The 20,526-nt window shown below is 72.4% G+C and carries 27 protein-coding genes and 3 pseudogenes; 19 read left to right on the forward strand and 11 right to left on the reverse strand.

The window, feature by feature from the left end:
• Positions 1–79: 79 nt before the first annotated feature.
• Both ACFVWU_RS19055 and ACFVWU_RS19060 read left to right on the forward strand, forming a co-directional pair.
• A complete protein-coding gene (locus ACFVWU_RS19055) occupies positions 80–1,834 on the forward strand; it encodes a glycoside hydrolase family 15 protein (RefSeq protein ID WP_387622069.1) in 1,755 nt (584 codons plus the stop codon).
• Between the two features lie 367 nt (positions 1,835–2,201).
• On the forward strand, positions 2,202–2,594 hold the full coding sequence (locus tag ACFVWU_RS19060; RefSeq protein WP_387622072.1) for an STAS domain-containing protein: 393 nt from the start codon (positions 2,202–2,204) through the stop codon (positions 2,592–2,594).
• A gap of 162 nt (positions 2,595–2,756) precedes the next feature.
• Here ACFVWU_RS19060 and ACFVWU_RS19065 read toward each other — a convergent pair whose 3' ends face one another.
• Both ACFVWU_RS19065 and ACFVWU_RS19070 read right to left on the reverse strand, forming a co-directional pair.
• Entirely contained in the window at positions 2,757–3,272 is a 516-nt protein-coding gene (locus ACFVWU_RS19065; protein WP_387622075.1) for a hypothetical protein, read from the reverse strand.
• A 236-nt stretch (positions 3,273–3,508) separates the two neighbouring features.
• Positions 3,509–4,069, reverse strand: a complete 561-nt coding sequence (locus tag ACFVWU_RS19070; RefSeq protein ID WP_387622078.1) for a hemerythrin domain-containing protein — start codon at positions 4,067–4,069, stop codon at positions 3,509–3,511.
• Positions 4,070–4,396: 327 nt separating this feature from the next.
• On the opposite strand from ACFVWU_RS19070, the gene ACFVWU_RS19075 reads away from it, so the two are divergent.
• From ACFVWU_RS19075 to ACFVWU_RS19085, 3 genes and pseudogenes are all read left to right on the forward strand, one after another.
• Positions 4,397–4,783, forward strand: a complete 387-nt coding sequence (locus tag ACFVWU_RS19075; RefSeq protein WP_387622080.1) for a hypothetical protein — start codon at positions 4,397–4,399, stop codon at positions 4,781–4,783.
• Between the two features lie 549 nt (positions 4,784–5,332).
• Positions 5,333–5,796, forward strand: a pseudogene (locus ACFVWU_RS19080) (SDR family NAD(P)-dependent oxidoreductase); the annotation flags it as partial.
• 291 nt (positions 5,797–6,087) lie between these two features.
• Entirely contained in the window at positions 6,088–6,411 is a 324-nt protein-coding gene (locus ACFVWU_RS19085) for a plasmid stabilization protein (protein WP_387622190.1), read from the forward strand.
• Between the two features lie 349 nt (positions 6,412–6,760).
• On the opposite strand, the gene ACFVWU_RS19090 is transcribed toward ACFVWU_RS19085, so the two are convergent.
• The 5 genes and pseudogenes from ACFVWU_RS19090 to ACFVWU_RS19110 all read right to left on the reverse strand — a co-directional run.
• Complete coding sequence (locus ACFVWU_RS19090; protein WP_387622083.1) at positions 6,761–7,054, reverse strand: hypothetical protein; 294 nt, start codon at positions 7,052–7,054, stop codon at positions 6,761–6,763.
• 129 nt (positions 7,055–7,183) lie between these two features.
• Positions 7,184–7,375, reverse strand: a complete 192-nt coding sequence (locus tag ACFVWU_RS19095; protein ID WP_387622086.1) for a hypothetical protein — start codon at positions 7,373–7,375, stop codon at positions 7,184–7,186.
• Positions 7,376–7,633: 258 nt separating this feature from the next.
• Positions 7,634–7,759, reverse strand: coding sequence for a hypothetical protein (locus ACFVWU_RS19100; RefSeq protein ID WP_387622089.1), 126 nt, complete (start codon positions 7,757–7,759; stop codon positions 7,634–7,636).
• Between the two features lie 191 nt (positions 7,760–7,950).
• Positions 7,951–8,358 carry a hypothetical protein gene (locus ACFVWU_RS19105; protein WP_387622092.1) on the reverse strand — a complete coding sequence of 136 codons (408 nt, stop codon included), beginning with the start codon at positions 8,356–8,358 and terminating at the stop codon, positions 7,951–7,953.
• A gap of 67 nt (positions 8,359–8,425) precedes the next feature.
• Positions 8,426–8,911: pseudogene (locus tag ACFVWU_RS19110) on the reverse strand (metallophosphoesterase); the annotation flags it as partial.
• On the opposite strand from ACFVWU_RS19110, the gene ACFVWU_RS19115 reads away from it, so the two are divergent.
• Positions 8,912–9,688 (forward strand): YihY/virulence factor BrkB family protein, encoded by a 777-nt coding sequence (locus tag ACFVWU_RS19115; RefSeq protein WP_387622095.1) that lies wholly within the window; start codon positions 8,912–8,914, stop codon positions 9,686–9,688.
• A gap of 35 nt (positions 9,689–9,723) precedes the next feature.
• On the opposite strand, the gene ACFVWU_RS19120 is transcribed toward ACFVWU_RS19115, so the two are convergent.
• Positions 9,724–10,026, reverse strand: a complete 303-nt coding sequence (locus tag ACFVWU_RS19120) for a helix-turn-helix transcriptional regulator (RefSeq protein WP_387622098.1) — start codon at positions 10,024–10,026, stop codon at positions 9,724–9,726.
• 526 nt (positions 10,027–10,552) lie between these two features.
• On the opposite strand from ACFVWU_RS19120, the gene ACFVWU_RS19125 reads away from it, so the two are divergent.
• On the forward strand, positions 10,553–10,708 hold the full coding sequence (locus ACFVWU_RS19125) for a DUF6131 family protein (protein ID WP_387622099.1): 156 nt from the start codon (positions 10,553–10,555) through the stop codon (positions 10,706–10,708).
• A gap of 297 nt (positions 10,709–11,005) precedes the next feature.
• Here the strand turns inward: ACFVWU_RS19125 and ACFVWU_RS19130 are convergent, their stop codons facing one another.
• Entirely contained in the window at positions 11,006–11,929 is a 924-nt protein-coding gene (locus ACFVWU_RS19130; RefSeq protein WP_387622102.1) for a SigB/SigF/SigG family RNA polymerase sigma factor, read from the reverse strand.
• 190 nt (positions 11,930–12,119) lie between these two features.
• Here ACFVWU_RS19130 and ACFVWU_RS19135 point away from each other — a divergent pair.
• A pseudogene (locus ACFVWU_RS19135) lies at positions 12,120–12,488 on the forward strand (plasmid stabilization protein).
• 224 nt (positions 12,489–12,712) lie between these two features.
• Here ACFVWU_RS19135 and ACFVWU_RS19140 read toward each other — a convergent pair.
• Together ACFVWU_RS19140 and ACFVWU_RS19145 are read right to left on the reverse strand one after the other, a co-directional pair.
• Positions 12,713–13,192 (reverse strand): ATP-binding protein, encoded by a 480-nt coding sequence (locus ACFVWU_RS19140; RefSeq protein WP_387622104.1) that lies wholly within the window; start codon positions 13,190–13,192, stop codon positions 12,713–12,715.
• A 254-nt stretch (positions 13,193–13,446) separates the two neighbouring features.
• Complete coding sequence (locus ACFVWU_RS19145) at positions 13,447–13,734, reverse strand: hypothetical protein (protein WP_387622107.1); 288 nt, start codon at positions 13,732–13,734, stop codon at positions 13,447–13,449.
• A 61-nt stretch (positions 13,735–13,795) separates the two neighbouring features.
• Here ACFVWU_RS19145 and ACFVWU_RS19150 point away from each other — a divergent pair, with 61 nt between their 5' ends.
• The 11 genes from ACFVWU_RS19150 to ACFVWU_RS19200 all read left to right on the forward strand — a co-directional run bounded on the left by ACFVWU_RS19150 (position 13,796) and on the right by ACFVWU_RS19200 (position 20,468).
• Complete coding sequence (locus ACFVWU_RS19150; RefSeq protein ID WP_387622109.1) at positions 13,796–14,350, forward strand: DUF6328 family protein; 555 nt, start codon at positions 13,796–13,798, stop codon at positions 14,348–14,350.
• 55 nt (positions 14,351–14,405) lie between these two features.
• Positions 14,406–15,422, forward strand: a complete 1,017-nt coding sequence (locus tag ACFVWU_RS19155; RefSeq protein WP_387622111.1) for an SDR family oxidoreductase — start codon at positions 14,406–14,408, stop codon at positions 15,420–15,422.
• A 93-nt stretch (positions 15,423–15,515) separates the two neighbouring features.
• Entirely contained in the window at positions 15,516–15,689 is a 174-nt protein-coding gene (locus ACFVWU_RS19160; RefSeq protein ID WP_387622113.1) for a CsbD family protein, read from the forward strand.
• A gap of 74 nt (positions 15,690–15,763) precedes the next feature.
• Positions 15,764–16,015, forward strand: a complete 252-nt coding sequence (locus tag ACFVWU_RS19165; protein WP_387622116.1) for a hypothetical protein — start codon at positions 15,764–15,766, stop codon at positions 16,013–16,015.
• Positions 16,016–16,191: 176 nt separating this feature from the next.
• A complete protein-coding gene (locus ACFVWU_RS19170; RefSeq protein WP_387622119.1) occupies positions 16,192–16,656 on the forward strand; it encodes a hypothetical protein in 465 nt (154 codons plus the stop codon).
• The gene (locus ACFVWU_RS19175) at positions 16,653–16,910 is read left to right on the forward strand and encodes a monovalent cation/H+ antiporter complex subunit F (RefSeq protein ID WP_387622122.1); all 258 of its coding nucleotides are present in this window, start codon (positions 16,653–16,655) and stop codon (positions 16,908–16,910) included. The genes ACFVWU_RS19170 and ACFVWU_RS19175 overlap by 4 nt, the downstream gene beginning before the upstream one ends.
• Positions 16,907–17,203, forward strand: coding sequence for a monovalent cation/H(+) antiporter subunit G (locus ACFVWU_RS19180; RefSeq protein WP_387622125.1), 297 nt, complete (start codon positions 16,907–16,909; stop codon positions 17,201–17,203). The genes ACFVWU_RS19175 and ACFVWU_RS19180 overlap by 4 nt, the downstream gene beginning before the upstream one ends.
• On the forward strand, positions 17,200–17,469 hold the full coding sequence (locus tag ACFVWU_RS19185; protein ID WP_387622128.1) for a Na(+)/H(+) antiporter subunit B: 270 nt from the start codon (positions 17,200–17,202) through the stop codon (positions 17,467–17,469). Before ACFVWU_RS19180 ends, ACFVWU_RS19185 begins: the two co-directional genes overlap by 4 nt.
• Positions 17,466–18,212, forward strand: coding sequence for an MnhB domain-containing protein (locus ACFVWU_RS19190; RefSeq protein WP_387622130.1), 747 nt, complete (start codon positions 17,466–17,468; stop codon positions 18,210–18,212). Before ACFVWU_RS19185 ends, ACFVWU_RS19190 begins: the two co-directional genes overlap by 4 nt.
• 64 nt (positions 18,213–18,276) lie before the next feature.
• The gene (locus ACFVWU_RS19195) at positions 18,277–18,618 is read left to right on the forward strand and encodes a sodium:proton antiporter (RefSeq protein ID WP_387622132.1); all 342 of its coding nucleotides are present in this window, start codon (positions 18,277–18,279) and stop codon (positions 18,616–18,618) included.
• A 5-nt stretch (positions 18,619–18,623) separates the two neighbouring features.
• On the forward strand, positions 18,624–20,468 hold the full coding sequence (locus ACFVWU_RS19200) for a complex I subunit 5 family protein (protein WP_387622193.1): 1,845 nt from the start codon (positions 18,624–18,626) through the stop codon (positions 20,466–20,468).
• The last annotated feature ends 58 nt before the right edge of the window (positions 20,469–20,526 follow it).

The following is a 20,526-nucleotide window of genomic DNA, read 5'->3' on the forward strand; positions in this document are numbered from 1 at the left end:
GACCACCCGGCGTGTGCCCACCCGAAACCAATTCCATGCCTCCCACCGACCGTCCGCCGCCTTCGAGGGAGATGAGCCGTTGACCGCCCCCACCGCAGGCCCGCCCGCTCCCCATGTCCTGCGCGACTACGCGCTGCTCGCCGACGGCCAGCGCGGAGCCCTGGTGGGACCACGGGGCGACATCGCGTGGATGTGCGTACCCGGCTGGGACAGCGACGCCGTCTTCGCCGCCCTGATCGGCGGTGACGGCTGGTACACCGTCACCCCCACCCAGTCGTACGTGTGGGGCGGCTACTACGAACCGGGCAGCCTGATCTGGCGCAGCCGGTGGACCACCACCGGCGGCATCGTCGAGTGCCGCGAGGCCCTCGCCTACCCCGGGGACGCGCACCGGGCAGTGGTGCTGCGCAGGCTCATGGCCGTCGACGGCGACGCCGACCTCGACGTACAGCTGAACCTCGCCGCGGGCTTCGGCGCGCACCCGCTGCGGAAGATCAGGCGCGACGAGGCCGGCTACTGGACGGCGCGGGCCGGCGATCTGCACGTGCGCCTGCGGGGTTGCCCTGACGCCCGGGCCTGCGGCTCGCTGTTGCGCAGCGGTGTGCGTGTGGAGGCCGGCAGGTCTCGCGACCTGGTGCTGGAGGTCTCCGACCGGCCGCTGCCGAGCCCCGAGCCTGCCGGAGGGCTGTGGCGGTCCACCGAGGCCGAGTGGGCCGCGCGCGTCCCCGGCCTGCACGGCGTGCTGGGGCAGCGCGACGCCCGGCACGCCTACGCGGTCCTCACGGGCCTGACCGGCCCTGGCGGCGGGACGGTCGCCGCGGCCACCACCAGCCTGCCGGAGCGGGCGGAGCAGGGCCGCAACTACGACTACCGGTACGTGTGGATCCGCGATCAGGCCTACATCGGCCAGGCCGCCGCCGCGAACGGCCTGTGCCCGTTGCTCGTGGACTCGCTGCGGTTCGTCACCGCCCGCCTCCTCGACCACGGCCCCGACCTCGCCCCCGCCTACACAGTCGCGGGCGGCCCGGTTCCCGACCCGCGGAGGCTGGACCTTCCCGGTTACCCGGGCGGCTTCGACGTGGTCGGCAACCGAGTCAACCGCCAGTTCCAGCTCGACGTGTTCGGCGAGAGCCTGCTGCTGCTCGCCGCGGCCGCCCGCCACGACCTGCTGGATGTCGACGGGTGGCGCGCCGCCCAGATCGCCGCCGACGCGATCACCGCCCGCCATGGCGATGAGGACGCCGGGATCTGGGAACTCCATCCGGACCGGTGGGCGCACAGCCGGCTGACCTGCGCGGCCGGGCTGCGCGCCATCGCCATCGCCCACCCCGCACAGGGCCGGGGCCTCGCGGCCCGCTGGGAGGCGCTCGCCGACCGCCTCATCGCCGACACCGCCGCCGACTGCCTGCACCCCAGCGGCCGCTGGCAGCGCTCACCCACCGATCCGGGGGTGGACGCGTCGCTGCTGCTGCCCACCGTGCGCGGCGCCCTGCCCGCCGACGACCCGCGCAGCCGCGCCACCCTGGACGCCGTCCTGACCGACCTCGCCCAGGACCACTACTGCTACCGCTTCCGCCACGACCGCCGCCCCCTGGAAGACGCCGAAGGCGCGTTCCTGCTGTGCGGATTCCTGGTCGCCCTCGCCCACCACCAGCAGGGCAACCAAGCCGAGGCGGTGCGCTGGTTCGAACGCAACCGCGCCGCCTGCGGACCGCCCGGCCTGTACGCCGAGGAGTTCGACGTCGCCCAGCGCCAGCTGCGCGGCAACCTGCCCCAGGCCTTCGTCCACGCCCTTCTATTGGAAGCAGCCACCACGCTGGCCCGCACCCGGTGACCAAGGCGCCGCGTTACCGCCCGGCCGTGTCGCCCGCTGGCAGACCATCAGGGCGGCATGTTGTGTGGCATGACACCACGACGACTGCGGCGCAGCCGCAGCCGCTCCCGAGACGAACGGCTCGGTGCAGCTGGGCGGGAACTGGAGGAGCGGCGCCGTGCCGCCACTTCGGTGAGTGCGGCTGGGGCGATCCGCCCGCGCCTGACGCCTCAGGGCGTGGGGGCCCGCTCCCGAGCCTCTGGCCGGGAACGGGCGGCGAACGCCGCGGCGGTCGGCGACGGCATGTCGTGGTCGGGTGTTGCGCGGGCCGGTGTCGCGGGACGACGATGGGGTGACCTTCCTCAACTAATGGTGGGAGGGCCCTGTGATGCGACGACATCAGCGAGCGAATCGACAGCGCCGCACGCCCGCGGCCGCGGGCGGCATGTCGCTGGCCGCGGGCCAGCTCACGGTCCGCTGCGAGCCGCGGCCCGGCGGGCACGCCACGGTCCACCTGGCAGGGGAGATCGACGTGAGCGTGGCCGCCGAACTGACCCACACGCTCGTACGCACCGCCCGTGGCTTCCCGGCCGGGGTTGAGGTCGACCTGTCCGAGGTGGCGTTCTGTGACTGCACCGGCCTGGCCGCGCTGATCCACGCCTGCCAGAGGACCCGCCACAGCGCGCCGGGCCTAGCGGTCCGTACCGACACCGCCGTGCCGCGCGTCGCCCGGCTCCTCGCCCTGACCCACACCTGTCGTCTGCTGTCCGGCGACACCTGAGGGGGGCGCCGACACCACCTGATGCCACCGACCAGCGGCACCCGCCTGGATTTTCCGCGAGCTCTGAGGCAGCCGCCGAGCCGGAGCCGTACCTGGGTCCGGCGGCGAACCAGGGCGCGGCAGACCCGGCCAGTGGATGGCGTATCACGGACGGCAGGTGTGTCAGGGCAGCGCGGCGCTGTCGGCGTCCAGGAGCGCGAGGAGTGTGTCCCGGTGGAGGTCGGCGATGCCTTCGAGGAGGTCGGGATGGCGCAGCAGGGCGGCGGCTTCGCTGTCGCGGGGGCCGGGGACGATCAGGCGGCGAAGGCCGTCGGCCTCGTCGCGGTGCTCGGTGCGCTCGAGCGCCTGGCGGGCGCGACCGCTCAGGGAGGGGTCGGCCAGGAGGCACGCCGCCCAGCTGACCACGGTCTCGTCGACCCAGGTACGCCACGCCATGCCATCGGTGTCACCGGATTCGGCCGCGGTGAGCCAGTCGAGCCGGCCGGTGCCGCCCGGGCCGAGGAGGTGGAGCAGTTGCACGTCCAGGGCGGTGGGGTGGCGCAGGTGGGCGGCGAGGGTGGCGGCCTGGCGGGCCTGGGCCTCGGCCAGGGCGTAGTTGACCGCGCCTGCGGGCGGCGGGTAGGCGGCCAAGAGCCAGCGGGTGCAGGCGGCTATGACGGGTGTCAGATCGGCGGGCACGGCAGTCGGTCCCTCGGAAGCGTGCTCGCCTGCCCGGTGATCGGGTGCGCGAGCTGGTGCGCGGGGGCGACACTGCCACCGCTTCGTAGGCGACCAGTGTAGGCCGGGCCTGGCAGGGGTCGACATGACCGGCGTCACGCCTGGTCCGGGCGGACCTCCGATCGGTCCGCGCGGTCTGTGGCCGAGCAGTATCAGGCAGGACCGCGGTCATGCCTGATACTGCTCGGCGAGGAGGTTCAGGACTTGCCGCGGCCGGTGACGAAGTCGCGAGCCCGGTCGACCAGGCCGACGCCCGGGGCGAGGAGCTTGCTGGCCGTCGGAGTGCTGGGCGCGGAGGGGTGCGGGCGGGTGGGGGCCATGGACTTGGCGCGACGGATCTTGTCGCCGAGGTCGTCCAGCTGCTGCGGGGTGCAGGCCTGGCGCAGCATGGGGAAGAGCTTGTTCTCCTCGTCCTGGACGTGGGCGGCGACCTCGTCCATGAGCCGCTGCAGAAGCGGGCTCATCTGCGCGTCGTCGATGTCCGTCTTCTCCAGCTGCTTGAGGATCTTCTCGACCCGGCCGTGGTCGGCGATCTCCTTGTCAGCAAGCCGGTCACCGCCCTGGATGTGCTCGCGCACCGCCGGGTACAGGTACTGCTCCTCGGCGACCGAGTGCCGCACCAGCTCGATGGTGACCTCGTCCACCATGTCACGCAGCTGCTGGCCGCCTGCGGTCATCGCCTGGATACGGGCGAACATCTCCTCGACCTCGCGGTGGTCGGTCATCAGCTCGTCGATCACGTTCCGGCCGTGCCCCATCGCACATCCGCCTCTCGTCCTGCCGGGTCGGGTCCATCCCGCCCAGCCCAGAGATATCCCGGCCTGGCGCACGGCGCCTGCCGAGCCCACAGTGGCCTCACCCGATCGGCCCTGCCGCGCACGGCACAGCGGCGGGGTGTGAGTGGTCGTGTCCTGCGAGATGCTGGCGGCCGAGCTGCGCGGGCCTGTGAGGGACGGCGATGTTCCACATCGAGCCACATAACGGCGGCGAGGTGTTCATCGCGCTGCGCGGACGGGCCAGCATGGCGCTCCTGAGCGTGCCCATCGCTGACCTGGCCCGGTTTCCCCGCCGAGACCAAACAGTCGGTGCCCGACGGCGCGGAGCCGTCGCGCATCGACTGGGATCGCGGACGGCACTACACCGTCGACATCGCCCGCCCCTCCACCGCACCCGATGAGCCCCTGCCGATCCTCGTCTCCGACTTCGGTCCGAAGGCGGCCGAGCTGGCCGGCCGGATCGGGGACGGGTTCGTCACCATGACCCCGGACGCGGACCTGGTGGGAGCCTTCCCTGACGGCGGCGGGGAGGGCAAGAAGGTGGCGGGCGGGGTGAAGGTGTGCTGGAGCAGCAACCGCGAGAAAGCCGTCGACGTGGTGCACGTTGACCGGGTGCCGCCCAGGCGCTGCGCGAAGCCGACGACGGCGGATTGGACGGGCGACGTCGCGGATGCGTGCCCTGGGTCAGCGGTGTGAGCCGGGCGCCCCGATCGGCGCCCAGACCGGCCAGGCGTGTCAGCAGAGCGACGCACATCGCGCCCGACGCTCGACGGCGCGAACCGGCGCGGCACCCACGGCGAGCAGGACGTCGGTGACGATGCCGGTGCCTGCGCCGACATGCGGAATCCGTGCCGGGCGCGGCGAGCCGCCTCGGTGAAGCGCCGCTTGGCCTGGCGGTGGTCGGTCTCGGCCTGCCGCAGGCCGTAGAACTCGACGGTGCCGTGCCTGCCGCCGGGCTCGTCGTCCACGCTGCTGCGACTGTCCGGGGCCGGACGCGTAGCGGGCCGGGTCGGCGAGCGCACTGCCGTCCAGGCCGGCGAGAAGCTCGGCCACCGTCGTGTGAACCTCGAGGGCACCGGCTGCGCGCAGCGCCCGCTCGCCGAAGCCGCCGGAGAGCACCGCGATACAGGGAACCTTGGCCTGGGTCGCGGCCTGCACGTCCCAGGGATCTCGCCGACGAAACAGCGCCTGCTGCAGGCCCGATCGGCCCCGTTTGCCACCGCTCCCCGGGGAAACCCGCACCGTATGACACTTAACGAACCCGCTGCCCGGACCGTGTTGGTCACCGGGGCCAGCGGCGGCATCGGACGCACCTGCGCGGTGGCGTTCGCCGCCCGCGAGGAGAACCTCACGATGATCGCCCGCGGCCGCGCCGGCCTCGACGCGACGGAGCACGACACGGAGCAGGCCGACGCCGCCAAAGTGATCGCCATCCAGGCGGACGCCGCCGACCGGACGCGGTGGAGGCCGCCGCCCAGCGGGTCGAGGGCGAGGTCGGGCCGATCGACGTGTGGGTCAATGACGCCTTCACCTCCGTCTTCGCCCCGTTCACCGAGATCACCCCCGAGGAGTTCCGGCGCGCCACCGAGGTCAGCTACCTCGGCTACGTCTACGTCACCCAGGCAGCACTGCGCCGCATGCTCCCGCGCAACCGCGGCGTGGTCGTGCAGGCGGGCTCCGCGATCGCCTACCGCGGCATCCCGTTGCAGAGCGCCTACAGCGGCGCCAAGCAACGCCATCCAGGGCTTCAACGAGGCGCTGCGCTGCGAGCTGCTGGCCTCCGGCTGCCGGATGCGCACCACGATGGTGCAGATGCCGGCCGATCGGGCCTGTGCCCGCAGTCTCCAGCAGCCGGCCGCCCACGGACTCGGCGTCCTCGCGGTCGGAATGCGGCGGGCAACCGGACGGGTGAGGGCGGGTTTGCCCGCGGCCTCGGCCTGGTTCGTTTCACGGATGCGGGGCACACGCGCCCCACGATCACAGCGACAGGAGTGATGACCATGCCTCGCGGATCGAGCCCGAAGCGGGAACGGCAGTACGAGCACATCAAGGACAGCGCGCTGGAGCGCGGTGAGAGCGAGAAGCGTGCCAAGGAGATCGCCGCCCGCACGGTGAACAAGGAACGGGCCCGGCACGGGGAGTCGAAGACCGCCAGCCGCAGCTCGGTCAAGGACATCTCCTCCTCCAAGCGCGGCGGGCAGCGCTCCCACAGCGGCTCCCAGGGCCCCACCAAGGAGCAGCTCTACAACGAAGCCAAGAAGCGCAACATCCACGGCCGCTCGAAGATGAACAAGAAGGAACTCGAACACGCACTCGACCGATAGGCGGCCAGACCGTGGGCACCGTTCCCGTGCCGCCAGACCCCGACGTCACCGCCATCCCTGCGCCCGAGCCACCCACGCCCCCGGGGCCGCCGGAGCCCCCGGACTGAACCCGGTCCGGAGCCGGAGCGTGCCACGCGCCTCCCCCGGCTGCACCTGGCTGAGGCGCAGATACAGACGGACGCCCGGGCTGTCCGCTCCAGCGGGGCCGGGACCGCCAACACCAAGTGCTTCGCTGGCCCAGGTGGCGCCGACAGGGCAGGTGATGGGCGAGCAGTTCGTCGGCCAGTCGCCGGGCCGCTTCGGCTCCCGTGGGAGCCTAAGCGTTCGACTCGTTCGACTCGTCGGGGGGTCACCGGTCCGAGGGGGTCGGCCCGTCCGGCGTGTCCTGTGGGGGCATGCCGGCGGCCGCGATGCACTCGGCCTCCAGCTGGTCGACGAAGGTGTCCAGGGCGGTGCAGAGCGTCGCGGTGGTCTCCAGGTCCAGGGGCGCGCCGTTGCGTCGCCAGGTCTGCCACATCGCGGCGATGCCGCGCAGCATGGCGGTGACGGAGGCGGCCGGGATCACCAACCGGTCGTCCATCCGGTACACGGGCGTCTGGAAGTGCTGGCCGTCCTCGTCCAAGGGCTGGAAGTACTCGCCCAAGTTGATTCCTCCGGTTTCTTTTGCTGAATTCGCGTGGTGCGCACGTAGAGCAGAAATCCCGGACGTCTTCGTGGCGTCCGGGATGTTCGGCGACACGAAGGACGCGAGCCCCCTTCGGTCGAGTGGCTCTCATCCTTTGTCGGCTGTGTCGTCGGCGGCCTCCAGCATCTTGGCGGCCTCGCGCAGAGCGGCGGTCAGGCCGAGGGACAGGGCGATGACGGCTGGCGGCGGACCGCCGCCGGCCGCGCTCGCGACCAGGTTCGGGGAGGCCGTCCTGGGGCGGTGCGGGTTGGCGGGGCTGTTGTCAGAGGAGTACAACATCGAGCAGTGCCAGCAACGGGGCAACCTGCCGCACGCGTTCGTCCACTCCATGAGGTTGGAGTGCGTGGCGCGCCTGCCGGAAGCGCCGCTCAGCTGGCGGGCAGCCGTACGTCGCACCAGACCGTCTTGCCCGGCCCCAGCCGGCGCCAGCCCCACTGGAAGGCGAGCCGGCTCAGCAGGAACAGGCCGAGGCCACCCGGTTCATCCGGGCCCCGCGGCGGCCTCGGCAGCAGGGCGCGCGGACTGGAGCCGCTGACCTCAATCCGCAGGAGGCCGGGGCTGGAGGAGAAGCAGCGCCGCGGGCTGGCCGGCGTGGCGGAGGGCGTTACCGACGAGTTCGGAGACCAGCAGGACCGCGTCGGCGACCACGAACGGGTCCGCCACCTCGACCAGGAAATCCGCTGCGAACGTGCGAGCCTCGACGACGGCTCCGGGCCCGGCCGAGAGTGGCAGCCAACACGCCCGGGGCCGAGCGGGGGCGGCTGCACGAAGGAGCTCTGGGCCCCGGTCATGTGTTTGCGCCTCCCTCCCCTCCTGGGTGTTCATGATCGTCCTACGGCCCGCACGTGGCGCCGTCAGTGTCCGAACAGGTGCCGGATCCGGCCGCTCCGCGGGGGCTGGACCGGTGCTCCGACGGTCCGGTCGCCTTGTTGGGCGGCTCGTTCCTCCTTTGGCGACGTCTCCCTGGCCTCCGGCGCGGCGGGTCGTGCGGACACCGGCGGCGGCACGGTTCCGGCCTCGCGGTAGGCCGGTCGCGTGCCCACGAGCCGGGCCCGCCGGGCCAGCGAAATCAGGGCCACGCCCAGGCAGAAGATCAGCGCGAGTGCCACACCGGACAGGAAGACGCCCAGGGTGTTGAGCGTCACCAGGTGGTTGCCCAGGATCGTCACCTGGTACTCGGGCCCGCCGGCGAGGTTGTCCGCGATCAGCAGCCCGACGAAGGCCCCGGATGCCGCCATCAGCAGGAGTCCTAGCAGCAACATGGTGGAGTCCTTTCCGTTCCGGTTCGGTCGCCCCCGCCGTCTCGCGCGTACCCGGACCGGTCCGCCCCTAACGCCTTCCGCTGCCGGACCGCTTGTCCGGTCCGTGCAGCCGGTAAGCCGCGAATGCGCGGCCGATGACCGGCTGGGCCATTTTGCGCACGCGCACGCCGCACGCGGTGAGGCCGTGCTCCGCACCGAAGGGCGCGTGGCCGTGCACGACCAGATCGGCCCCGGCCTCGTCGATCGCCTCGGCGAGGAGGTAGCTGCCGGGGAACGGGTAGATCTCGGGCGGCTCCCTGGCCAGCGTGTCCGGGACGGGGCGAAGTGTGTCAGCGCGATCCTTATGTCGCAGCCCTCGGCCGCCAGCCGTTCCAGCGCGCTCCGCAGACCGTCCGCACACCGCCGGGTGGTGCCGGATGAAGGCCTTCATCTCGGGCTCGCCGAACTCGCCGCCGCCGGCGAAGCCGCCGCCGAAGCCCTTCGTACCGGCCACGCCGACCAGCCGCCGGTCCACCCGGACCACGGTCGCGGTGCGTTCCAGCACCCGGACGCCGTGGGATGTCGCTGTGCACCGTCAGGTCCGCCAAGGCGTCGGCCACGATGCGTCCAGCGTTCCCTCACGCCGCGCGATGTCGCCACCCGGGCCCTGTGGCCCGGATGCGCGGTCGCCGGCCCGCTGTTCACCGTCCTCCAGGCCTGCGGCTCGCTCCTGGTAACCCACGAACTGCGGCACGCGAGCCAGGTCTACGGTTTCTTCGCGACCGTGATCGGCCTGCTGGCCTGGCTCTACCTGGCCGCGCAGGTCACCGTGTACGCGGCCGAGACCAACGCCGTGCTCGCCCGTCGGCTCTGGCCGCGCAGCCTGCTGCAACCACCGCTCACGGATGCCGACGAGAAGGTCCTGACGTCCGTCGCCCGGCAGGAGGAACGGCGCCCCGAACAGCACGTCGACGTCTCCTTCCACGACCCGGACGGGCCCGGGGACACGACCGGCGCGGACCACGCGGAGCAACCCTCAGCCCCGTCGGCGCCGTCCTCGCCGAAGGCGGGCACCGAATCGACCGAGAGCCGGCCCAAGCCGCCGACCGGCTCACCGCCCTGCTCGGACACCTCGCAGTCCGGCTCAGGTCGGCGCCTTCCAGGCTGTCGTCCTCAGCCCTCCACCTTCCGAGCGCGGGCGGCGCCAGCAGCGATCTCAGCGGTTTTGACCGCCGGGCTGGGTAGGCGCGCGGCGCACCGGACGCCGTATGGCATTCACGCCCGTGAACGGCCGTGGGCCTCACGGACCACGACGTGCTGCGGGACCACCCCGGACAGTCACCGCCCCTGATTCGCACGCGCAGCGCGCCACATCAGGGCGCGTGGTCAGGTGACTCGGCGCAGGAGAACGGACAGGAGTTCGGCGAGACTCGGGCCGGCGTCGGCCGGGTGGCGCAGTTGCTTGGAGGCCTGGACGTGGTAGTGATTGCTTCGCCCGGTGCGTTCGTGGGTCAGATAGCCGGCTTCTTCGAGGTCGACGATGATCCGTTGGACGGCCCGCTCGGTCAGCAGGCAGCACGCCGCGATGTCACGCACCCTGATGCCGGGATCACGCGCGATCTGGACCAGCACGCGGGCGTGGTTGGTCAAGAAGGTCCACTGCCGCGCCGTCGGGGAGCCATCGTCCATGACACCAGTTTATGACCGCCGATTCACGAAGCCGTAAACACGAAAAGCAACCCATGTAACCGTCGACACAGATCGATCGGGGACGAATGGTTGACGGGCGGGCCAGGCCGCCTCGTCGGCCACGAACACTGCGCACCGCGTGAAGCCACGCCCTCCACGCACCGCCCGCCGCGCCACACCGGCCCTGGGCGAGCCCCTCGTCCTCACGACACCCAACCCGCAGGCACGACGGTGTGCAAGATCCTCCAGAGTTGACGAGCTGCTTCTTGTTCATCTCCGAGCGGTCGTGGACGACTTACCGGTCGCGCGCTGCGGCCCGCGCAGGCGCGAGGACGTTTCGATACGTCGGTTGCCGGTAAGACGGAAGGACCAAGGAGGACCCGATATCGACAGGGACCCTCATCACAAATCATCGTGCCCGTCGTGGTCGTGCTGCTCCTGATCGCCGGGTCCTTGCCGAGCAGTTGAGCACACCACCCGAATCTGCGGGCATTCGCACAACAGATCTGAACCTTCGGAGGCCATCGTGATCGTCGTTGGAGTGATCCTCCTCATCATCGGATTCGTCACCGGCATCTCGGTGCTGTGGACCATCGGCATCATTCTGGTTGTTCTCGGCCTGATCCTCTGGCTCCTCGGCGCGGTGGGCCACGGAATCGCCGGACGACGGCACTACTGGTAGCGGCCCGGTCGACCAATCCCTCCGCCTCGACCTTGCCCCGCACAGCAGTACAGCGGGCGCAGCGGCCGACCCAGCGCACGAGATCGTCGAGCGCGGGGTCGGCCGCTGCGGGGCGGAAAACGGGACGCCGACGTCGACGAGTTCCCACGCAGGTTCTCGTCCGCACAGCAGTCGCCGAGGCGCCCCTGTCGCAGTGGAACCGGTTGCGCGCCGTCCTGCCGCGTCCTGCTGCACGCTGCGCCCTCGGACTGCGGTCCGGTCTGGCAGAGCCGCAGTCCGAGGGGCGGCGCACGCGTGTCAGCCCGATCCCTCTGGACCGTCGTCGTTCCAGCCGCGGGCCTCGCGATCCTCCAGTCGCATGCGCAGCCGGGCCAGAGTGGCGCTGAGCAGGCGGGAGACGTGCATCTGGGAGACACCGATCCGCGCGGCGATCTCCGATTGCGTCCAGCCGTCCCAGAAGCGGAGCTTGAGCACGGTCTGCTCGCGCTCCGGCAGTTCCGCCAGCAGCGGGCGGACGGCGGTGCGGAAGTCGGCCAGCTCAATGCCGGGATCGCAGCCGCCGAGGCGGTCGAGCATCGCGGTGCCGGTCCCATCGGTGTCCTGGTCGCGCAGCGCGTCCAGGGAGCCCGGCCGGTAGACGCGGCCGGCGACCAGTCCCTCGGTGGCCTGCTCGACGGTGATGTGGAGGTCCTCGGCGATCTCCTCGGGGTCTGGGAGACGGGCGAGTTCCTGTTCCAACCGGTCGGAGCCGCGGGCCACCGTCAGGTAGAGCTCCTGCATGCTGCGCGGGACGCGGACGGGCCACGAGGTGTCGCGGAAGAAGCGCTTGATCTCACCGGTGATGGTGGGGATGGCGTAGGTGACGAACTCGACCCCGCGGTCCGGGTCGTAGCCGTCGACGGCCTTGATCAGGCCGATCGTACCGACCTGGAGGATGTCGTCCATGTCCTCGGCGCGGTGCCGGAAGCGGGCCGCGATGAAGCGGACCAGCGGCATGTTGAGTTCGATGATCGTGCTGCGGACGTAGCTGTAGGCGTGGGTCTCGCGGGCGAGGCCGTGCAGGCGCTCGAACAGCGTGTCGCTGAGTTCGCGCGCCTCGGCCTTGCTCATCGTCCGCAGCTCGGCCTCGGTGAGGCGCGGCGGGAGATCGGACGGGAGGCCGAAGGGCGGGCCGACCGTGCGCTCGGCACAGCCGGCGGTTTCGAGCGGGGGGGTGGACACTTGCTTCTCCTGGGCTCGGGTGAACGCCCGGCGTCATCCGCCGGCTTCTTCCCCCTGGGACCTGTGCCCGGCTTCTTCGAGCGGCGGTCCCGGTGGCACCCGATGGATGCCGAAGCGGCCGATCGAGAGCAACCGCTCCATCGGGCGTTTTACCCGTCATCCGATACATGAATCATATTTCGGGTGATTCATGAGCTTTCGCCGGGTACACGCGCCCGTGCAACGACGCCCGCGGGAGAAGCGAGCAGCAGTGGGATCCAGCCCCGAGCGGGAGCGCCAGTACGACATCAAGCAGAGCGCGCTCCACCAGGGAGAGCGGGAAGCGGGCCAAGGAGATCGCCGCCCGGCGGCGGTGGAGGAGAACATGCCCGGTACGGCGAGTCAAAGATCGCGAGCCGCACGTCGATGAAGGATGTCTGGTCGGCGCGGCGGACAGCGCTCGCACCAGGGCGCCCGGGGACCGACCCGCGACCAGCTGTACAACGAGGCCAAGTAGCGCAATATCAAAGGCCGTTCAAAGATGAACAAGTGCGATCCGGCGAATGTGCTCGGTCGCTGAGCGTGCTCTCCGCACCTCCGATGGAAGGTGCCACCATGACGATTCCGACACCCCCCGACCCGGACACCGGGCCGATCCCGCACCCCAATCCCGCACCGCGGCCGGGCGAACCCAAACCGGCACCGCCGCCCATTCCTCCGTTCCCGTCTCCGGAGCCGTACCCGGATCCCGATCCGGCGCCGCCTCCGGAGCCGCACCCCGGACAGCAGTGACGCGGCCGGCCGTCAGTCCCGGCGGACGGGACTGTCCAGTGGGGACGGAACCTCCAGCCAGACCAGCTTCCCGTCCCCCTCTGGCAGCGAGCCCCAGGCGCGGGCGAGCCAGTCCACCACATGCAGGCCGTGCCCGCCCGGCCGGGCCGGGTCGGTGTGCGGGCGCAGCTGTGGCGGCACGGGGCTGGAATCCGAGACTTCCACCCGCAGTCGAGTGCCGTTCCAGTTCAGCCGCAGCTCGCGGGGGCCTCCGGGGGCGTGCAGGCAGGCGTTGGTGACCAGTTCCGAGACCATCAGCAGGACGTCCTCGGTGACGGCCTGCTGATGGTCGTCCACGGCGGGCAGCCAATGCCAGCGTTCCAGGGCCTGCCGGCTGAACTCACGGCTGCGCTGCACGGGGCGCTCGCTGCCGCTGAGCGCGAGCCGTCTGGTCTGTCCGGCCCCCGACGTCCGGGCGGGGCCCGGCAGCGGGCCGTCTCCGGAGCGGCGCATGACCGGCCTCCTCAATTCCGACTCGGACGAAGGACCACAGCCGGCGGCTGGAGGAACGTCGCCCCGGAGTCCGGTGCCGGGCCCAACGGCTTCAGCGCCGATCCGAGATCGGGGTGGCTCCGCAGGACGCTGTCGACCACCGGTGATCGCGAACAGCCGGGCCACGATCGGTCGCAGACCCGCGAGTTCCGACCGGATCCCGGCCGTCTCGGCGTCCAGGCGGGCGTGCCGAGGAGGTTCAGTCCCGTCGGGTCTCAGAACCGCAGCTCCGCGAGACCTACCATGATCCGCTCGGTGCCTTCTTTCCCGAACCGGCCGAGCGCGGTGCGCAATCCGTCCGCCCTGTCGTGGTCCAGCTCGCCCGCCACGGTGACGATCCGCACCACCCATTCGTCCGCCACGGCGACACCCAGACCGCCGGCCGCTGCGCCCCCGTCCGGATGGGGTTCCTCGGTTGGCCGCGGCATGGCACGCTCCGATCGGGACGGCAGGGGGCGTCCGGCCATCATCCCGGCCCGGCACTCCGCCTGCTGGTCGTCCATGCCGCGCGTTTGCCCACCCCCAGTGCGGCTACACGCACGGACGGAGCGGAAGGCGGAGGCGATGACCATGACGAGGCCGGACACCGGGCGCGACGGTTCCGTGCCCCGGACCGGCCGACGGGAGTCGCCCGAGGAGCGGGCGGACCGGCGCTGGGGCGACCTGCTTCAGGAGGTGCGGGTCGCGCAGACCGGCTCGCAGATCCTTTTCGGGTTCCTGCTGAGCGTGGTCTTCATGCCGCGCTTCGCCGAACTCGGCGGCTTCGACCGGGGACTGTACGTGGCCACGGTCGTCCTCGGAGCACTCGCCACCGGAGCGCTGACCTCCCCGGTCGCCTACCACCGGATCTTCGCCGGGCACCGCCTCAAGCCCCAACTGGTCGACGCGGCAGCCAGGTTGGTGGCCACCGGCCTCGTGCTGCTGGCGCTCACCGTAGGCTCGGCCCTGCTGCTCCTGCTGCGGGTGGCCGTCGGATCGGCGGTCTCCGGCTGGATCACCGCGGCCGTCATGCTCTGGTTCGTGTCCTGCTGGCTGCTGCTACCCATCTGGCGCCTGCACCGGAACAACGGCAAGTGCACGCGGCCACCGGACGACCCCGATCCGCGCCCCCGCGCGTGACGGTCCGGGCCCCTGCGTGACGTTTCGGCGGCGCCCGCCCGGCAAGACGCCCGCCATGACGATCAACCTGCGTTCGAAGCCTCGCACCGTGGTCATCACCGGCGCCACCGCGGGAGTCGGCCGGGCCTGTGTACGGGCCTTCGCCGCCAGGGGCGACCGCCTGGTGCTGGTCGCCCGGGGCGCGGCCGGGCTGCGCGCCGCATCCGCCGAGGCTGAGGCCGCCGGCTCGCCGGTGCGCACCATTCTGGCGGACGTGGCCGACCCGGGGGCCTGTGAAGCGGCGGCCGCCCGGGCCGAGGCGGAGTTCGGCCCGATCGACATCTGGGTCAACGACGCCTTCGTCTCGGTGTTCGCGCCCTTCACCGAGATCAGCGCGGACGAGTTCCGCCGGGTCACCGAGGTCACCTACCTCGGCTACGTCAACGCCACCCGGGCCGCGCTGCGCCGGATGCTGCCGCGCGACCACGGCACCATCGTGCAGGTCGGCTCGGCCATCGCCTACCGGGGAATCCCGCTGCAGACCGCCTACAGCGGCGCCAAGCACGCCCTCCAGGGCTGGCACGAGGCGCTGCGCTGCGAACTGCTGGCGAGCGGATCGGGCGTGCGTGTGACCATGGTGCAACTGCCCGCCGTCAACACCCCGCAGTTCGACTGGGTGCTCAACCGGCTACGCGGCCGCGCCCGGCCCGTCCCACCGGTCCACCAGCCCGAGCTGGCGGCCCGCGCCGTCCGCTACGCCGCCGACCACCCCGGGCGCCGGGAGTACTGGGTGGGCGCCAGCACAGCGGCCACCCTGCTCGCCAATGCGATCGCCCCCGGCCTGCTCGACCGCTACCTCGCCCGGACCGGGATCGACGCCCAGCAGGAGGCCGGGCCGCGCAGCGCGCAGGACCGGGCCAACCTCTGGACACCGGGCGACGCCGTCGAGGACCACGGCGCCCACGGCCGCTTCGACGACGAGGCCCGCGAGCACAGTGCCCAGCTGTGGGCCTCCCAGCACCACGGCCTGCTCGCCACCGGCGGGGTGGTGCTCCTCGGGGCCGCCGCCCGCGCGCTCGCCCGGGGGCGGTGAGCGGCGGTGCCCGTGACGTGGTGTGGAACCGCCGGTCCTGGGCAGGCGCGGCGTGGGGCGGACATCGCCCCCGTCACGAGAGGAGTGCCCGCCATGGGTACCGAGGAGAAGCTGCGCAACGCGGCGCAGAAGGCCCACGGCAAGGCCAAGGAGGCCGCCGGAAAGGCCATGGGCGACCGGGTCGTCGAGGCCGAGGGCCGTGGCAAGCAGATCAAGAGCGACCTGAAGCAGGCCGCCGAGAAGGTCAAGGACGCCGGGAAGGACTGAACCCGCGAGCGAACAGGACGGCACGGTCAAGGTGCGCTTCCGGCCCTGACCGGCCGCCCCAGGAGGTAACTGCGATGAGCGACCCGGGGAAGCCCGTCCCGAAGGACCCGCCGGTACCGGTCGAAACGCCGGAATCGTCCCGGATGACGGGTGAGGGCCGACCGCCACCCGTGCCGGAGGAGGGGAAGAGGCCGCAGGGCGGCCCGGAGTACGACGCCACGGAGACAGCCCACATGCTGGAGCCGCAGGAGGTGACGGAGTCGTCTCAGGAGCCGGAGGCGACCGGGCCCGCCCACGAACCGGAGCCGCACGAGCCGCCCGACTGAACCGGCCGGGCCGATCATCAGAGGTTTCGGCTCCACCGTCCGGCGAACGGGTGGACCGGTACGGCGATCGCGCGTCCGGCGGCGTTGCGCGCGGCACGCGTGCGCCGACCGGGCGGTAGACCTGGGGCGCCCGCCACGGCGGCGGGTGCCCCAGGGCCTGTCTTGAGGGTGGTGCGATGCGGACGGCGGTCGAACTCCTGCTCTGGTGGGGGGTGTTGCTGCTGCTGAACACCGTGCTGATCAGCTCGGTGACGCCACTGGAAATGGCGGTCGGCGGCGGCATCGCGCTCCTCGCGGCCGTCGGCGCCGTCGCGGTCCGGCATGCCTCGGGGGCAGCACCGGGCGGACCGACGCGGCTGGCCCAGGCGCTCTGGGCTTTTCCGTGGACCCTGCTGGCCGACACCGGCCGGCTCACGCTCGCCGTGTTCTCGCCGCAGCACCGGCGGGACGGGTTCCGGACCGTCCGGCTCGCCCCCGGCACCGGACCGGCCTGGGCCGCGGCGCTCCTGTCCGCGACGCCCGGCGCGTACGTCGTGGACGTCGCGGACGCCAAGAAGGGCGCGGCCGGCAGCCTGACCGTGCACGCGCTCGGCGGTGAAATCTCCGTGCTGGAGCGGGCGTTGACCGGAGACGCCCGATGAACGCCTGGCTGCTGGCGGCCGCCCTCCTCGCCGCCGGCGGGATCGGCCCCTGCCTGTTGCTCGGGCTGCGCGGCGCGCCGCAGCAGCGGCTGGCCGCGCTCAACCTCGCCGCGACGGTGACGTCCGTCGTCCTGCTGCTGCTCGCCCAGGGGTTCAGCCGCACCTCGTACACCGACCTGGCGCTGGACCTCGCCGTACTCGCCCCCGCCGGGACGCTGGTGTTCACCCGCCTCCTGGCCGGGAGGCAGCGGTGACGGGCCGGCACACCGTCGCGCTGGTCCTGCTGTGTGCGGGCACCGCCGCCCTGCTGCTCTCCGCCCTCGCCCTCATCGTGCTCCCGGGCCCGTACCTGCGGCTGCACGCCCTCTCCCCCGCCGCCGCCCTGGGTGCACCGCTGGTCGCCCTCGCCCTCGCGGTGGACACCGGGCCGGGCCGGGCGGCCGCCAAGTTGCTGGTCATCGGCCTGCTGCTGACGGTCGGCGGCACCGTCACGACGATGGCCCTCGCCCGGACGACCGTCCTCGCCGAGCAGGAGGCGAAGCGGTGAACAACGCCCTGATCGTGATCACGCTGCTGCTCACCGCCGTCACCGCGACCGCCGCCGCGCTCACCCGCGACCCGGTCCGGCAGGCCGTCGTCCTCGCCCTGCTCGGGCTCTGCCTCGCCGTGCTGTTCACCGTGCTCCAGGCCCCGGACGTCGCGCTCTCCCAGCTCGGCGTCGGCAGCGCCATCACCCCGCTGCTGATCCTGCTGACCGTCCGCAAGGTGCGCCGCGAGGAACACCCCGACGACCGCCAGGACCGCACCGAGTGAGCCGCACCGCCCGGCTGCGGCTCTTCCTGACCGCCGCCGCCGTCCTCGCCGCCGCCCTGATCGCCGCCGCGACCGAGCTGCCAGGCTTCGGCGGTGTCCGACACCCGTACGGTGAGCGGGCGGTGGCCGCCGGACTGACCCAGCGCACGGCCAACATCGTCTCCTCGGTCAACTTCGACCAGCGAGCCTTCGACACCCTCGGCGAGGAGTCGATCCTGTTCGGCTCGGTGCTCGGCGCCGGCATACTGCTGCGTCTCGCCCGGGACGAGCGCAAGCGCCGCGCCGCCGCCGAACCCGTCCTGCCCACGACCCGGCTGTTCGGCGCCGCCCTGCTGCCGGTCACCCTGCTGACCGGCGGATACCTGGTCGCGCACGGCCAGTTGAGCCCCGGCGGCGGCTTCCAGGGAGGTGTGGTACTGGCCACCGCACTCCACCTGGCGTACGTCGCCGCCGACTACCTGGTGCTCAAGCGGATCCGCCCGCTCGCGGTGCTGGACGTGGCGGACGCCCTGGCCGCCGGGGCCTTCGCCGCGCTCGGTCTGATCGGCCTGGCGAACGGTGTCGGCTACCTCGCCAACACCCTGCCGCTCGGGACCTTCAATCAGCTCTCCTCCAGCGGGCTGGTGGCCGTGGTGAACGCCGTCGTGGGCGTGGAGGTCGGCTCGGGCGTGGTGGTGCTACTGGCGCACTTCCTGGACCAGGCGGTGGAGGTCGTCCCCCGGAGCCCGAGGAGGGACCTGTGAGCGAGCGAACCATGAAGAGGCGCGCGTTTCGCGAAGCGACCGCCGAGCGGAGCGAGGTGGGCGCATGAGTTTCCCCTATCTGGTCGCCGGGTGGATCCTGCTCGCCGGCCTGTACGGCCTCGTCACCAGCCGCAACCTGGTGCAGGCGGTCGGCTGCCTGGCCGTCGCGCAGTCCTCGACCTACGTGCTGCTGCTCGCGGTCGGCTACCGCCGGGGCGCCACCGCCCCCGTCTTCTCCGACCTGCCCACCGATGCTCCGGTGGTGGACCCGGTGGTCCAGGCGCTCGCGCTCACCGACATCGTGGTCGGCGCGACGGTCACCGCCCTGCTGCTGGCCCTGGTGATCCAACTGCGCAAGCGGCACGGCACGGTGGACCCTGAGGAACTCACCGGGCTGCGGGGGTGACAGGCCTGAACGTCTCCGACCTCCTCCCGCTGGCCGTCGCCATCCCACTGCTGGGCGCCGCCGTCCTGGCCGTGGCCGGCCGATGGCTGCCGCGCCTGGGCCGCGACGTGCTCGCCACCACTTGGGCCGCCGCCGACGTGGTCTGCCTCTCCTTGCTGTGGGCCCGGACGAGCCCGGACGGGCGGGAGGTGTCCTGGCTCGGCGGCTGGAGCCCGCGCGGCGGCCACAGCGTCGGCATCGTCCTGGTCGCCGACCGGCTCGGCAGCGGACTGGCGCTCCTCGTCGCCGTCCTGGTGCTCGCCGTGATCTGCTACGCCTGGCGGTACTTCGACGAACCCTCCGGCGAGCACGGCGGGATGTTCCCCGCCCTGCTGCTCCTCTTCGAGGCCGGGATGTGCGGATTCGCGCTCACCGGCGACCTCTTCGACGCCTTCGTGTTCTTCGAGCTGATGGGCGCCGTCGCCTACGCGCTGACCGGCTACCGGATCGAGGATCCGCGCCCGCTGCACGGCGCCCTCGCCTTCGGCCTGGTCAACTCGGCCGCCGCGTACCTCTCGCTGCTCGGCATCGGTCTGCTCTACGCCCGCACCGGGGAACTCGGTCTCGCCCAGATCGGGACGGCCTTGGACGAACGGGCCGCGGCGGGGCACGGCAGGGACACCCTGGTTGTCGTAGCGTTCGTCCTGGTGCTGGCCGGTCCGCTGGTGAAGGCCGCGACGGCGCCGTTCCACTTCTGGCTGCCGGACGCGCACGCGGTGGCGCCCAGTCCGGTGTGCATGCTGCTGTCCGGGGTGATGGTCGAACTCGGCGTCTACGGCGTCGCGAGGATCCACCGGGTGGTGTTCGGCGGCGTCGGCGGGCTTCCGGAGGCCGTCGTCCGGGACACGCTGCTCGCCGCCGGTGTGCTGACCGCGCTGGTCGGCTCCGTCATGTGCTGGCAGCAGCGGCACCTGAAGCGGATGCTGGCCTTCTCCACGGTCGGGCACGTCGGTCTGTTCCTGGTCGGCGCGGCGCTGCTGACCCCGGCCGGACTGGCCGGAGCAGCGGTGTACATGGCCGGCCACGCAGGCGCCAAGGCCGCCCTGTTCGGCCTCACCGGCGTCCTGCTTGACCGCTACGGCTCGGTGGACGAACACGGACTGCACGGCCGGGCCCGCGAACTCCGGGTGCCCGGAGTGCTGTTCGCCCTCGGCGCGCTCGCGTTGGCCGGGCTGCCACCGTTCGGCACCGGACTCGGCAAGGCCGTCACCGAGGAGGCTGCCGGACGCGAACTCGGCTGGCTGCCAGCCGTGTTCGTCCTCGTGTCCGCACTCACCGGCGGCGCGGTGCTGCGCGCGGGCCTGCGCGTCTTCGGCGGAGTCGGTGCGCCGCCCTCCGAACACCCGGAGGTGGCCGCGACCACCGGCGAGGGCGAGGAGCCGGAGATCCGTTCAGCTGACCGCCGACTGCCGACGCCCATGCTCGCCGTGCCGGGGCTGCTGCTGGCCGGCTGCCTGGCCGTCGGTGTCCTGCCGGGGGTCGGACGGGCGCTCGCTGCGGGAGCGGCGGCCTTCGCCGACCGTGCGGGCTACCTCGCCGATGTCCTCGGACAGCCGGGAGCACCCGTCGCCGCCGCTCCCGACGCGTGGTGGACCGCCTCCGGGGTCGCACTGGGTCTGCTGTCCGCGCTGCTGGCCGCCGGCTTCGCCACCGCCGCCGTCCGCCGCGTCCCCCGACGCGACACCGGCGGGCTGTACCGGGCGGCCGTCCTGCCGCTGCGCCGCCTCCACTCCGGGCTGCTCGGCGACTACGCGGCCTGGCTGGCCGTGGGACTGGCCGCGCTGCTGGTCGCGGTGACGGCGCAGCTGTGAGCGCATCCGTTTCCCGCACACCCACCCGGGTAGCCGCAGGACACCGGACGGAATCCGG

The sequence above is a fragment of the Kitasatospora sp. NPDC058190 genome, assembly GCF_042883685.1.
In the GTDB taxonomy this organism is placed as follows: Bacteria; Actinomycetota; Actinomycetes; order Streptomycetales; family Streptomycetaceae; genus Kitasatospora.